This is a genomic window from Aquimarina sp. EL_43 (assembly GCF_943422735.1).
In the GTDB taxonomy this organism is placed as follows: Bacteria; Bacteroidota; Bacteroidia; order Flavobacteriales; family Flavobacteriaceae; genus Aquimarina; species Aquimarina megaterium.
The window spans coordinates 5611205-5626138 of record NZ_CALSBR010000001.1; the positions used below are offsets into that span (position 1 = coordinate 5611205).

At 34.8% G+C, this 14934-nt stretch carries 9 protein-coding genes; 1 reads left to right on the top strand and 8 read right to left on the bottom strand.

Features of this window, described 5'->3' with window-relative positions; genetic code table 11:
- Positions 1–133: 133 nt before the first annotated feature.
- The 8 genes from gap to NNL09_RS23955 form a co-directional block, all read right to left on the bottom strand.
- On the bottom strand, positions 134–1135 hold the full coding sequence (gap, locus tag NNL09_RS23920; protein ID WP_025664099.1) for a type I glyceraldehyde-3-phosphate dehydrogenase: 1002 nt from the start codon (positions 1133–1135) through the stop codon (positions 134–136).
- A 57-nt stretch (positions 1136–1192) separates the two neighbouring features.
- The gene (pfkA, locus tag NNL09_RS23925) at positions 1193–2179 is read right to left on the bottom strand and encodes a 6-phosphofructokinase (RefSeq protein WP_025664098.1); all 987 of its coding nucleotides are present in this window, start codon (positions 2177–2179) and stop codon (positions 1193–1195) included.
- 220 nt (positions 2180–2399) lie between these two features.
- The gene (locus NNL09_RS23930) at positions 2400–3782 is read right to left on the bottom strand and encodes an alpha-amylase family glycosyl hydrolase (protein ID WP_196911479.1); all 1383 of its coding nucleotides are present in this window, start codon (positions 3780–3782) and stop codon (positions 2400–2402) included.
- A gap of 36 nt (positions 3783–3818) precedes the next feature.
- Entirely contained in the window at positions 3819–5675 is a 1857-nt protein-coding gene (locus NNL09_RS23935; RefSeq protein WP_196911478.1) for a glycoside hydrolase family 13 protein, read from the bottom strand.
- Between the two features lie 199 nt (positions 5676–5874).
- A complete protein-coding gene (locus tag NNL09_RS23940) occupies positions 5875–8181 on the bottom strand; it encodes a glycoside hydrolase family 65 protein (RefSeq protein ID WP_196911477.1) in 2307 nt (768 codons plus the stop codon).
- Positions 8182–8301: 120 nt separating this feature from the next.
- A complete protein-coding gene (pgmB, locus tag NNL09_RS23945; protein ID WP_025664094.1) occupies positions 8302–8964 on the bottom strand; it encodes a beta-phosphoglucomutase in 663 nt (220 codons plus the stop codon).
- Positions 8964–10346, bottom strand: a complete 1383-nt coding sequence (locus tag NNL09_RS23950; RefSeq protein ID WP_196911476.1) for an MFS transporter — start codon at positions 10344–10346, stop codon at positions 8964–8966. Before NNL09_RS23950 ends, pgmB begins: the two co-directional genes overlap by 1 nt.
- A 129-nt stretch (positions 10347–10475) precedes the next feature.
- A complete protein-coding gene (locus NNL09_RS23955; RefSeq protein ID WP_323753818.1) occupies positions 10476–11525 on the bottom strand; it encodes a LacI family DNA-binding transcriptional regulator in 1050 nt (349 codons plus the stop codon).
- A gap of 471 nt (positions 11526–11996) precedes the next feature.
- On the opposite strand from NNL09_RS23955, the gene NNL09_RS23960 reads away from it, so the two are divergent.
- Positions 11997–14924 (top strand): TonB-dependent receptor, encoded by a 2928-nt coding sequence (locus NNL09_RS23960; protein ID WP_196911475.1) that lies wholly within the window; start codon positions 11997–11999, stop codon positions 14922–14924.
- Positions 14925–14934 lie beyond the last annotated feature (10 nt).

Genomic DNA, 14934 nt, shown 5'->3' on the forward strand with positions numbered 1-14934 from the left:
TGTGGTTAGCAAATAGAATAAATACTAAACATTTATTCTTTTGAATTTAATATGCTATCAACACGAGCATAATCGAAAAATAGTAATTAGAGACAATAGTTCTCGATTACGCTCAGATAGCTAATACTATACTTTATAAATTACCTACATGCATTGATAAATCAACCAACTTCGTAGAATATCCAAATTCATTATCATACCAGGATATCAACTTAAAGAAATTCTCATTTAGTGCTATTCCTGCATTAGCATCAAACACAGAAGTTTGTGATTCTCCCACAAAATCCTGAGATACTACAGCTTCTTCTGTATATCCGAGAATACCTTTTAATTCATTCTCTGAAGCTTTCTTTACAACAGCCTTAAGTTCTTCATAAGAAACCGATTTTTTAGTTTTTACAGTAAGGTCTACTACAGAAACATCTACTGTAGGTACTCTAAATGCCATACCGGTTAATTTTCCTTTTAAAGCAGGAATCACTTTGGTAACTGCTACTGCAGCTCCCGTAGTAGAAGGAATAATGTTATTTAATGCACTACGCCCTAATCTATAGTTTTTCCTCGACGGAGAATCTACTGTAGACTGTGTAGCTGTAGAAGCGTGTACTGTGGTCATCAACCCTTCTTCTATACCAAAATTATCATCTATAACTTTTGCTAACGGAGCTAAACAATTTGTAGTACATGAAGCATTAGAAACAATGGTATCAGAAGCTTTTACGTCGTTATGATTTACTCCCATTACAAACATTGGAGCATCTTTTGAAGGAGCAGAAATTACTACTTTCTTAGCTCCTGCTTTAAGATGAGCATCTGCTGTCCCTAATGTTGTGAAGATCCCTGTACAATCCATAACTACATCTACTCCTACAGCACCCCATTTTAGATCTTCTGGATTACGTTCGGCGGTTACTCGAATTTCTTTTCCATTGACCACAAGGTTACCATTTTTAAGTTCGATTGTTCCATCAAATTTCCCATGTACTGAATCATATTCTAATAAATAAGCTAAATGCTCTACATCTAATAAATCATTAATTGCTACTATCTCTACATTATCACGTTTAGAAGCAATTCTAAAAGCAATTCTTCCAATTCTACCGAAACCGTTAATTCCAATTTTTAACGTACTCATATCTAAAATTTTAGTTGTTTTATTAATTTATACTGACTGTGGTTATACTATTCAAAATTATACAGAAGTGATATCTGCTACTTTTATTAATCCATCATGTTTATGAGGCCTTTTATCTAATGCAGTTTTAAGAGGTACAATAGTAACCACCTTATGAACAATCCCAATCATTACTTCACTTTTACCATTTAATAATGCTTCTACTGCTCCTACCCCAAGTTTACTGGCTAATACACGATCATAACAACTTGGTGGTCCACCTCGTTGGATATGCCCTAATACAGATACTCGTACTTCGTAATCATTAAGATTTTCTTCGACATATTCTCCTAGCTCAAAAATATTCTTGCCCGATTTATCCCCTTCTGCTACTACAATAATACTTGAGGTTTTTCCGGTTTTCTTACTTTTTCTTAGCGATTCTATAAGTCGCTCTACTCCCATATCTTCTTCGGGAATTAAAATTTCCTCTGCTCCTGCTCCAATTCCAGCATTTAAAGCGATATCTCCTGCATCACGCCCCATTACTTCGATTAAAAACAATCGATTATGAGAACTTGCAGTATCTCTAATCTTATCAATTGCCTCTACTACTGTATTTAAGGCGGTATCGTATCCTATAGTATAATCTGTACCGTTAATATCATTATCGATAGTCCCAGGGATACCTACTACCGGAAAATTAAATTCTTCTGATAATTTTAAAGCTCCTGTAAAACTTCCGTCACCACCAATTACAACAAGTGCATCAATACTATTTTTAACTAGGTTTTCATATGCTTTTTGCCTACCTTCTATAGTTCTAAATTCTTTTGAGCGGGCAGATTTAAGAAAAGTTCCTCCTTTATTTATAACATTACGAACAGATCGTGCATTTAATACTTCGACTTCATTATTAATAAGACCTTCATATCCTTTATAAATACCAAAACATTTTACATCGTAATAGCTACACGCCCGAACTACAGCACGAATTGCTGCATTCATTCCGGGAGCATCTCCTCCCGAAGTTAGTACGGCTATATTTTTAACTTTTTTTGTCATTGAGCCAAATCTATCGTTATTGATAGTAATAACCTAATTTGCCCAAAAACTAAAACGTTTTCGGTTAATAAATTCAGCTTTTACTGACAAAAAATGCATTATTTTAACACATATTCCTACATTAAATTAAGAATAAATTAATGTGTGCTTAAAATTGTAAAAAAATAAAAACGACTCGCAATAGCAAGTCGTTTTTGTAAATTAACACTACTAATTTTGATTATTCTTCAATCAAAATCTGATATTGCCATGCAGCAAATTCATATGCTGCACCAGATGATACTTCTATGATTTCTCCGGAAAGGTAATCTGTAAACTTTCCTTCATATGCCAAAGTAAACTTTATGGGTTCCTTCGTCATATTTGCAATAAAGATCACTTTATGACCGTCTTTTTCTCTTAAAAATGCTAATACACCAGTATCATCAGAAGTTTTAATACGAGTATATGAAGCAGCATTTTTACCACCATGCAGTGCTGGGTTTGTATTTTTCAGTGCTCCTAATTTTTCATATAATGGGAAAAATTTACCTTGTTTTTTTATAATAGTATCTTTTTCAAAAAACAAAAGGCGTTTATCCATATCATATTCCTGTCCAGAATAAATCAAAGGCATACCAGGTGCAAGGTACGTAAGCGCTGCTAACATCTCTTTTGCATCCCCCATTCTTTCTTCTACAGTACCATTCCAGGAATTTTCATCATGATTTGATGTAAAGTTCATTAAAATATCGTCTTTTGCATACATGGTATCTATCTGGGCCATTCTTTTATCCCATTCGGTAACATTAGCTTTTCCCTGGGCAATATCATTCATTTTATGATGAGTATCCCATCCATATCCCATATCAAAGGCATTTTCTAATAACTCGGGCTCCCAGCCTTCTGCCAGCATAAATACAGGTTTAATCTTTTTAAACTCTGCTATGGTTTTATTCCAAAAATCTACAGGAACCATTCCCGCCACATCACATCTAAAACCATCTACACCTTCTTCTTTTAACCAATACAACATATCATTTTTCATCTGCTCACGCATCTCCTGATTGTCATAATTAAGATCTGCCACATCGGTCCAATCTGTACCTTCGGTATGTGTGATAGCACCATTTTTATCTTTGGTGTAATATTCGGGATGTTCTTTTAACCAAATATGATCCCAGCCAGTGTGATTAGCTACCCAATCCAAAATCACATAGATTCCGTTATCATGAGCTGTTTTTACCAATGCTCTAAAATCTTCGATAGTACCAAATTCTGGATTCACCTTTGTGTAATCAGATACTGCATAATAACTTCCTAATGATCCTTTACTTTTGGTTGTAGAAATAGGATATATAGGCATTATCCATAATACTTTAACTCCCATTTTTTTAAGAACAGGGATATCTTTGGTAAATGCACTAAAGGTACCTTCTTCAGAATATTGACGAATATTAGCTTCATAAATAACTGCATTTTCCATCATGGCATCGCTAACCGGTGGAAGTGCTTCTTTTATTACCTCCTGAGTTTCAGTCTTGGCAGTGGTTTCTTCTTTTGTTGTCTTTCCGCAGGAAAATAGAATTCCAATTACTGTAAGACTTAAGATTATCTTCTTCATTTAATTAATTTATAGGTGGTTATTTGTGGTTATATTTTATTTTAAATCCAGTATCATTGATGTTTTGGCAGGTATACTAAAATCCTCGGTGATGTCTATATTAGAATCAGTAATAATATCGGTTCCGACGCTATAGTTTTTTATACCTTCTTTAAATCGGGTAATGTCTATTTTTTGATCTTTTAGGCTATTATTAATAATCACCATTACACTTTTCTCTTCATTATACCTGAAGTATACATATACATTATCAAAAGGAATAAATTGTAATAGTTTCCCGGTATGAATTACATTTGCTTTTTGCCTCCATTTTAATACTTTACTGGTAAAAGAATGAAATACTTCCTGATCATTGGTTCTTCCATTTTTGGTTTCTGAAGATAAAAAGGCATTTTTTGTATCTCCCGGCCATCCGCCAGGAAAATCTCTGCGAATATCACCATCGCCTTTTTTATCGCGATTGCCCAACATACCTATTTCATCGCCATAATAAATTTGAGGGATACCACGAGTGGTAAATATCAAAGTCATCACCATTTTATAGATATCAATATCTCCTTGATATATTTCATTAATACGATTTGTATCATGATTTCCGGCAAATAACAGAATATTGTTGATATCGGGATATAGAAAGTCATTTGTAAAGTTATTATATGCTCTTATCATTCCCTTATCCCAAGAATTTTCGTCTTCGTTAAATAATACTGTAATGGCATCATGAAGCGTAAAATCCATTACCGATGGTAAATGAGAATTGTAGTTATCGATAGCTCCGATTTTACTATTTTTTTGCCAATACGCTATCTGTGACTGATTGTGCATCCATACTTCTCCTACAATATTAAAGTTAGGATATTCGTCCATAATCGCTTTGGTCCATTTGGCTATCCCCTCTTTATCATTATAAGAATAGGTATCTACTCTAAAACCGTCCAGATCTGCATATTCTATCCACCAAATTGCATTCTGGGTAATATACTTAAGCAACAAAGGATTACTTTGATTCATATCTGGCATGGTAGTATCAAACCACCCGTTCATACACCCTTTACTATCTATTTGTGAAGCATTATCATCAAATTGGGTAGTCATACGATAATTACTACGTCTGAAACCTTCTGGCCATTGGTGTATCCAATCTTTGGTTGGTAAATCTTTTATCATCCAATGCTTAGATCCCCAATGATTTGTCACATAGTCCATAACCAGTTTCATATCCTGTTTATGCATTTCTGAGGCTAATCGTTTATAATCTTCATTGGTTCCATATCTTGGATCTATGCTATACAAATCACTTTGTGCATAGGTATGATACGAATACGTTGGTTCGTTATCTTCTAGTAATGGAGTACTCCATAATGCTGTAACTCCCAAATCTTTAAGGTAATCCAAATGATCAATTACTCCCTGAATATCACCTCCATGGCGCCCGCCGGGATTAGAACGATCTGCTTTTTCTACCGTGTCCTTATGAGAATCATTCTCAGGATTACCATTTGCAAACCGATCCGGCATGATTAAATACATCACATCGCTACTATCAAAACCTTTTCTTTCTGCAGAATTCTCTCTCCTGGATTTAAATTGATAAGGTTGAGAAAATACCACATTACCATTCTCTTTAAAATCAATTGAAACTGTACCCGCTTCAACCTCTTTGATATCCAGAGTTATAAACAGATAGTTTGGGTTTTCGGTTTTGGTAATATCGCTAATCTTTATGTCTTTACTTTCTACATTATATTTAGCAATACCTTTTCCGTAGCACAGTATCTGAAGTTCGTCATTATGCATAGCACTCCACCAAAATGGAGGTTCCATTTTTTCTACCTGGGCTTGTGTTAAAGCAACCAGGCAAAAGGAAAACAGAACAATTAGTTTACTTTTCATTTTTATATATTTTATATTGATAGAAATGTTTATACAATCACTTTTTTGAAAACAATCGCTCTAGCAAAAAAGGTATTACTATTTCTATTAAGCAGAGTCGATAAAGTAGGGTTCATTCATCTTATTACAGCTCGACTCTGCTCTCTAGAAAAGGTTGGGGGGCAAAATTTATTACTAAAATCTATTTCTAAATAACCGATTATACAGTTATTAAACTGTTGGGAGAAATTTTAAACTCCTTATTATCTACATAAATTAATAATTCCTTAGTACCTTCAAGAGTAAACGATGTTCCTTCTTGAGATACTTTTACTTTAAGGATTTGATTTCTGAAATTTACATTAAAAGTATACCCTTTCCATTCTTTAGGAATTTTAGGAGAAAAAGACAAGGTATCATTCTTAATTCTAAGTCCTCCAAATCCTTCGACAATACTCATCCATGTACCTGCCATACTAGTGATATGCAATCCTTCTTCAACTTCCTTATTATAATCATCCAAGTCTAGCCTTGAAGTTCTCAGGTAAAAAGTATAGGCCTGATCCATTCTATCCAGAGTAGCTGCCTGTATACTATGAACACATGGTGAAAGTGAAGATTCGTGTACAGTAAATGGTTCATAGAAATCAAAATGCCGTGTTAATTCTTCTTTGGTAAATTGATCCTCGAACATATAAAACCCCTGAAGCGTATCTGCTTGTTTGATATAAGGAGAACGCAATATTCGATCCCAACTCCACTTTTGATTAATAGGACGTTGTGACTTATCTAAATTATCTACTGTAATCAATTCTTTATCTAGAAATCCATCCTGTTGTAAGTATACCTGGTATTTTTCTGAATATGGAAAATACATTTGACCAGCCACTTCTAACATGGCACTGATTTCTTCCTGATCTAAATTGGTTTTTTCTATAATTCTTTGATAATCGCTCGTATATTGTGTTTTTATTGTATTAACATTTTCTATACAATATTCGATGCACCATTTTGCCAGGTAATTCGTATACCAATTGTTATTGACATTATTTTCGTATTCATTAGGTCCTGTGACGCCAAGGATCACATATTTATTTTTTTCGGTAGAAAATGTCGCTCTTTGATGCCAGAAACGAGCAATTGCGATCATGACTTCTAATCCCTTTTCTGTAACATACGTATAATCGCCGGTGTACCTAACATAGTTATAGATAGCAAATGTCATTGCACCATTACGATGTATTTCTTCAAAGGTGATTTCCCACTCATTATGACATTCTTCGCCATTCATAGTTACCATAGGATATAATGCAGCTCCATTGGTAAAACCAAGTTTTTCTGCATTCTCTATAGCTTTTTCGAGGTGGTTATAGCGATAGGTTAATAAATTACGTGCTACGCCTTGATCTTTGGTGGCCATATAAAACGGAATACAATACGCTTCTGTATCCCAATATGTACTTCCGCCGTATTTCTCACCTGTAAACCCTTTGGGCCCAATATTTAGTCTTGCATCTTTACCAAGGTATGTTTGGTTGAGTTGAAAAATATTAAACCGGATTCCCTGTTGTGCTTTTACATCTCCTTCGATTACAATATCGGCCATTTCCCATATGCTCGACCATGCCTTCTTTTGTAAATTCAAAAGTGTATTAAATCCAGATTCTGAAGCCTGCTTAAGTATGGCTTTGCTAGTCGCTTGCAGATCTTCTTCTTTATGATTAAGAGATACTGTATATCCTCCAAATTTCGTAAGGCCTGCTGTTTCTCCTTTACGAACCTGAATTGTATATTTTAGATGTATGTATGTGCCATTCGCCTCTACTTTTGGTGATATATCTTTTTGTATACCATTAACAAATATCTGATTAGACATTCCTGTACACACATGGTAATCTGTCTTCATGGTCTTAGATAAGATATATGCAGCATTTTCTTCGTGTGCCAGGTTATAGGTATCCCAAAACTTATCGTCCCAATTGGTATCTTCATTCATAATTCCCGAATCCAAATATGGTATCAATGCTATAGTAGCTTCTTGATTTACGGGAGTTACTTCATATTTAATTGCACCTATTTCATCTAGATCCAGGCTTAGGAAACGTGTAGAGATAACAGATACTTCTATATTATTAGATAAAACAGCATGAAATGAACGTTGATACCAACCTTCTTTCATATTTAATTCTCTTCTAAAATTAGTAACTGATTTACATGTATATAAATCTAATTTTTCTCCATCGACCTCTATATCGATACCGATCCAGTTTGGAGCATTCAATACTTTGGCAAAATACTCTGGATATCCATTTTTCCACCAACCTACTCTGGTTTTATCGGGGTAATACACTCCTGCGATATAGCTTCCCTGAAAAGTAGGACCAGTATATGTTTCTTCAAAATTGGCTCGCTGCCCCATTGCTCCATTACCAATACTAAAAAGGCTTTCTGATGACTTAACTCGTTCTACATCAAACCCTTCTTCAATAATTGACCAGTTATCTGGTTTTATATAATCCTGATTCATCTATTATTTTTTATTCGTTTTTAGTAATCAGATCTGTATTGATATAGATCTGTCTAAAACATGCCATGAATTTTTTATCCTAAATCTTTAGGATGAATTGCTGTGGCTTTTTATATTTTACTAAACTTTTTTGGTCGTAACCAATTGATTTATAAACTCTTCTTTTATTTCTGTAAAATCTTTAAAAATGTAATCTGCCTCGTGTAGTACTTCCTGATTACCGATACCAATACTAACCATATTGGCTATATTTGCGGCCTTAATTCCGGCAACAGAATCTTCGAATACAATACAGTTTTCTGGGGAGATCCCTAATGCTTTGGCTCCTAATAAAAATACTTCGGGATCTGGTTTTGCTTTAGAAACATTAGTACCATCTACAATAGTATTAAATTTATCATAGAGTTGTACCTTTTCTAAAATTGCCCTGGCATTCTTACTTGCAGAACCCAAGGCTATTGCCTGGTTCTCTAAAATGAGGTATTCTAAAATTCTCGGTACATCGGGTAGGATTTCACTAGCATCCATCCCAGAGATATAAGTAAGATACTCTTCATTTTTTTCAGACATCAATCGACTAAATTTTTCTTCAGATATGGTTTTGTTTCCCCACTCCAGAATCTTTTCTAACGATTGTACTCTACTCACTCCTTTAAGTTGTTCATTCTGTTCTTCAGAAAAAGAAATCCCAAGACTATCGGCTAGTTTTTGCCAGGCCAAAAAATGGTATTTTGCAGTATCAACAATAACACCATCAAGATCAAATATAAATGCTTTCTTCATTACTCTATCTCGCCTTTTGGGTTATACGTTATTGCATCTTTATTAACAATTAATAAATTACACATTCCTGCAATGATCAAACTTATTCCTGCTACCAGCATTGCATTAATCGTTTCGTTTCCTATAAGTTTATAAGCAAAATTAACTCCGCCTACGGCTGCAATAATTTGGGGGATAACAATAAACATGTTAAATATTCCCATAATCACTCCCATTTTTTTAGGGTCTACGGCACTTGATAACATCGCGTATGGCATCGATAGAATACTCCCCCAGGCAAAACCTACCAAAGTAAAAGAGAGAAATAACCATTCTGGCGAAGGGATAAAATACATCGATATAAAACCGAAACCTCCTAAAACCAGAGATCCCAGATGAACCCATTTTCTATTAATTCTTTTTCTAGAAGTATAAAAAGTTAATATCAAAGCAAAAGCCATAGAGGACAATCCATACATTCCCATATATCGACCTACTTCGTTAGATGATTTTTGAAATGCTGTATTTGCTTTTTCGAATGCTGCAGCCGATTCTGGGACATCCATATTAAATGCGGATTCGACCGGTGCAGGGGTATTAAAGACATGTTCTGTTAATGCGGGATTTGCAAGACTCCACATGGTAAAAAAGGCAAACCAGCTAAAAAACTGGATAAGCCCTAGTTTTTTCATGGTAAGAGGCATACTACCGATATTATTCAAAATATCGGGAATAAATTGGTTCTTTTTCTTCTTTTCTCGTTCAAATTCTTCCATATCCTCGGGAGGGTATTCAGAAGTTGTAAAAACGGTATACAGAATACTTGCAAGAAAAACAAAAGCTCCAATAGCAAAAGCTATTTTTACCGACATTGGGATCACGCCGTTTGGAGCGGCGTCACTTACTCCCATTTGAGAAATCATCCAAGGTAAATTACTAGCTACCCAGGTTCCAATACCTATAATAAGTGTTTGAGTAACAAATCCGTATGATCGTTGAGATTCTGGTAACTTATCTGCTACCAAAGCTCTAAAGGGTTCCATAGAAATATTTATAGAAGCATCAAGAATCCATAAAAATCCCGCTGCTACCCATAAAGTCGGAGAATGAGGTACCAGAAACAAAGCTATAGAACTTAGTACTGCTCCTATTAAGAAGTAAGGTCTGCGTCGACCCCATCTTGGGCTCCAGGTACGATCACTTAAGTATCCTATAATCGGTTGAACCAAAAGACCTGTCAAAGGAGCTGCAATCCATAATAAAGGTATTGCGTCTTTTTCTGCGCCTAAGGTTTGGAAAATTCTAGACATAAATCCGCCTTGCAGTGCAAAACCGAATTGAATTCCCAGAAAACCAAAACTCATGTTCCAAATTTCCCAGAAACTTAATTTACGCTTGTTCATCAAGTAAATGTTTAATTATTACTATGATAAGCGAAACTACTTATCAAAACTTATTTTAGTAGAAAGTGAAAATATAAGTCTTGATCGAGGTCAAAGATATTATAATTTTTTAATTAAAATAGCCTCTCCTTATTTTTTTGTCGATTTTCTTTCAATCAGACTTGTATCAATAATAACTGTCCTATACTCCTCTGTTACAGCATCATCCCCTTCTAATTTATCGATAAGAAGTTTTGCTGCTCGTATTCCCATATCTTCTCCATGTTGGCTTATCGTAGTTAAGCTTGGGATAAAATGTTTAGAAAGAATACCATCTGTAAAGCCAATAATAGCGATGTCATCAGGGACTTTTTTGCCTTGTTTATCTAGAACTTTGGCTGCTGTAACTGCAAATAATTCATTTACTGCAAAAACAGCATCTATATCCTTATTTAGTAAGAAATCCGAAATTTCGGCTTCACAATTATCTATATCCTCTATTTTAAGAATAAGCTCTTCTTTTTCAGGAATATCATAAGCTCTTAATGCTCTTAGGTACCCATTAGTTCTTAATTTACCTACACTTATATAATCTACCGTAGTAAGAATGGCTATTTTCTTACATCCAATAGAAAGCAGGTGATTTGTAGCGGTTTGAGCTCCTTTGGCATCATCTATAATCACTTTATCACATACAACCTCATCAATAATTCTATCAAAAAGTACAACAGGCATTCCCTGGCTCATCGTCTCTTCGATATGGTGATAATCCTTTTTAAGCTGTGTTTCTTTGGCTACAGATAGGATAAATCCATCGGCACTCCCACTGGCCAGCATTTCTAAATTAATAACCTCTTTATCAAAAGAGTTGTTCGAAGAACATATGATTACATTGTACCCTTTTTCATTCGCTACCTTCTCTACCCCGCCAATTACTGTCGTAAAAAAGTGATGCACAATTTCTGGAATAATAACACCTATGGTCTTAGTTTTCCTATTCTTAAGGCTTAACGCTATATTATTAGGCTTGTAATTGTATAGCTTGGCAAAGGCTTTTACCTTTTGCCTGGTATCTAAACTTATCTCTGCACTATCTTTTAATGCTTTAGATACTGTAGAAATAGAAACATCCAGCTCCTTTGCTATTTGTTTTAATGTAACTTTTCTCTTCATCCTTATTCCTTTTATTGTTTTTATCATCAGATCAACCTGATATAAATCTACATGAAATGTACTATAAAAACATGTTTAATTATCCTAAATCAATATGTATAGCCTTTTCATTATTCGTATCTTTTAAAAGTCATTTGAACTTTTAATTGTGGGCTGCAAAAATGCATTTTGCATCCTAATTTCATCTTTTTTTCACACCGTAGCTATGGTTATGCTATTCAAAAATGGATTTATTATAGCACAAAAGTCTATTTTTTCGCTTCCATACAAAAAGTTCAAAATGACTTTTTAGTTAAAAATCAAATGTAAGCATCAAAATATGCCATATGACCAGAATTATACTTAAAATTTTGATAGAATTCTAAAAGTTTTCCACACGCAAACGTTTGCGTAAGGTTCGGACTACAACTTGACAAAAAATTAACACAAAATTTACATACTTTGGTTGCAGAAAGTGAAAATATAAGACGTAAAACAATCAAAAACTAATTTAATTTTATGAAAACATTTACCAAAAGCGCATTGTTTTTATTATGGTTGATACCAATGAGCTTTTTTGCACAGTCAACTGTTAATGGGACAGTTACTGATGCTGGAAGTGGTCAGCCCATTCCTGGTGTAAATATCATTGTTAAAGGAACCACAAACGGAACAACTTCTGATTTTGATGGTAACTATACTATAAACAATGTTAACAATGAGGATATTATTGTATTCTCTTATGTTGGGTTTATACCTCAAGAAATGGTATATAGTGGTCAGGCCACTATTGCTATCACATTAGAAGAAGATGCCGCAGAACTCGAGCAGGTAGTACTAATTGGATATGGTGCCACCAGAAAGAAAGATCTAACAGGATCTGTTGCTTTGGTTACATCAGAGGATTTCAATACGGGTAACAATGTTACTCCCGAAAACCTATTTAACGGTCGAGTTGCAGGTGTATCCATTAACACTAACGGTGGTCCTGCCGCTAATTCTGAAATCAGAATCAGAGGTGGAGCTTCACTAAACGCATCTAATGATCCACTAATTGTTGTAGATGGCTTACCTCTAAATGATCCAGGAGATTTAGCCAATGGATCAAGATCTATTCTTTCTTCAATCAACCCCAACGACATTGAGTCCTTTTCTATTCTTAAAGATGCATCGGCAGCTGCCATTTATGGTAACCGTGGTGCAAATGGTGTGATCATTATCACCACCAAAAAAGGAAAAAAGAACTTACAGATCAGTTTAGATTCTAAAACTAGTGCCACTCGTGCTCATGAAACGGTAGATGTTTTTTCTGCAGATGAGTATAGAGCATTTATTGCAGAAAATTTCCCTACCCGTGTTGCCGATTTAGGAACTGCAAACACAGATTGGCAGGATGAGATTTACAGAACGGCTTTTTCTACAGATCATAACCTATCTGTAAGTGGTTCTCTTATGCAAGTCTTACCTACAAGAGTTGCCATAGGAAGATCAGATCAGGAAGGACTTAGAAAAACATCTAAGTTTGAAAGAACTACAACATCTCTTTCTTTAAACCCAAGATTATTTAATAATCATCTAAAAATAGACGTAAACGCTAACTTAAACTTTGAAAAAAACCGGTTTGCGCCAGGTGTAGAAGGGGCGGCTATTACTTTTGATCCAACTCAGCCAGTCCTTGACTCAAGTTCTCCCTACGGAGGTTTTTTTGAATACCGAGATTCTAGTACTGGATTTGCCTCAAGCAACGTTCAGAGAAACCCTCTGGCTCAACTATTACAAACAAAAGAGATCGCTAATGTAAGACGGTACTTCGGAAACATAAAACTGGATTATCAATTACACTTCTTTCCCGATATACGCGCTGTAGTAAACCTGGGAATAGATGATAGCGAAACAGACAGATTCCAGGAACGTTCTACCGAAAGTGCAACCGGTTTTAATGCTACACAAGGAGAATTTTTAGGTTTTAAATCAGATACAGATCTATTAGTAAAAAACCGACTTCTCGATGCTTACCTTAAGTATAACAAAACTCTTGGTCGATTAGATATCGAAGCTACTGGAGGATACTCGTATCAAAAATTCGAATTAGATAAGTATGAAACAGGAGATCAGCGTGATCCGGGTAATGTCCCAGAGAGAACCATTGATCCAGACGAAGTACTACTGGCTTATTTCTTAAGAACCAACCTAAAATTTAATGACAGGTACTTTTTAACCGCTTCTATACGTAGAGATGGTACTTCCCGATTCGGAAAAGATAACAGATGGGGATATTTTCCTTCGGCATCTTTTGGGTGGCAAATAAGTGAAGAAAATTTCCTTAGAAACTCATCTACAGTAAGTAATTTACGATTACGTTTAGGATATGGTATCACTGGTCAGCAGGATATCGATCAAGCCTATGCATATCTAGAGCGATACAGAAGAAGTAGTCCTCTTACACAATATATTCTTGATGGAGAGCTCATCAATATTGTACAACCACAATTTAGAAATGAAGATATCGAATGGGAAAAGATAACCGAATATAATATCGGTTTAGACTACGGTTTCTGGAACGATAGAATTAGTGGTGCAATCGATGTGTTTAGAAAAGAATCTGATGATTTACTTTCTCAGGCACCCATCCCCGATGCTGCTAACTTTTCTAATCAAGGATTTCAGAATATCGGTAAGTTTATAACACAAGGTATAGAGTTTTCTGTTAGTGCCGATGTTATTAGAAATAGTAACTTAAAATGGAATGTAAGCTATAATGCAACATTTATAGATAGAGAAATAGAAAGTCTGGCATTTGGTCAGGATATCTTAACTACTGGTATTGGTGGTGGTACGGGTAATACAATCCAGATACATAGACAAGGAGAGGCTCCGTTCTCATTCTTTACCTATGCACAAATTTATGATACCAATGGTAAACCTATAGAAGGAGCATATGCTGATCTTAATGGTGATGGAATCATTAATAATAATGACCGATATATTTCTGGTAAAGGTACTCCAGATTTAATCATGGGACTTCAATCTAGTGTAAGTTATAAGAATTTTGATTTTAGCTTTAGTATGAGAGCTAATATCGGTAATGAAATTTATAACAATGTTGCTTCTTCAAATGCACAACGAGGTAATATATTTAGAACTGTATTTAATAATACACCATCATCAATAGTAGATACTAATTTCCAGAGTACTTCAGATGTTATTCTTTCTGATTATTATATAGAGGATGCCTCTTTTCTACGAATGGATAACATTACATTAGGGTATACGCTTAGAAACCTTATGAAAGGAGTATCTAGTCTTAGATTATGGGCGGGAGTACAGAATGCATTTGTTATTACTGATTATTCTGGATTAGATCCCGAAATTCAAAATAACGGTGTAGACAATACTATTTTCCCTAGAGGAAGATCACTCTTACTGGGAATAAATTATAAATACTAAAAAATTAAGA

Bases quoted from the DNA above. Each gene is read 5' to 3' on its own strand.
- gap (WP_025664099.1), bottom strand. From the start codon at position 1,135: ATGAGTACGTTAAAAATTGGAATTAACGGTTTCGGTAGAATTGGAAGA.
- pfkA (WP_025664098.1), bottom strand. From the start codon at position 2,179: ATGACAAAAAAAGTTAAAAATATAGCCGTACTAACTTCGGGAGGAGAT.
- NNL09_RS23930 (WP_196911479.1), bottom strand. From the start codon at position 3,782: ATGAAGAAGATAATCTTAAGTCTTACAGTAATTGGAATTCTATTTTCC.
- NNL09_RS23935 (WP_196911478.1), bottom strand. From the start codon at position 5,675: ATGAAAAGTAAACTAATTGTTCTGTTTTCCTTTTGCCTGGTTGCTTTA.
- NNL09_RS23940 (WP_196911477.1), bottom strand. From the start codon at position 8,181: ATGAATCAGGATTATATAAAACCAGATAACTGGTCAATTATTGAAGAA.
- pgmB (WP_025664094.1), bottom strand. From the start codon at position 8,964: ATGAAGAAAGCATTTATATTTGATCTTGATGGTGTTATTGTTGATACT.
- NNL09_RS23950 (WP_196911476.1), bottom strand. From the start codon at position 10,346: ATGAACAAGCGTAAATTAAGTTTCTGGGAAATTTGGAACATGAGTTTT.
- NNL09_RS23955 (WP_323753818.1), bottom strand. From the start codon at position 11,525: ATGATAAAAACAATAAAAGGAATAAGGATGAAGAGAAAAGTTACATTA.
- NNL09_RS23960 (WP_196911475.1), top strand. From the start codon at position 11,997: ATGAAAACATTTACCAAAAGCGCATTGTTTTTATTATGGTTGATACCA.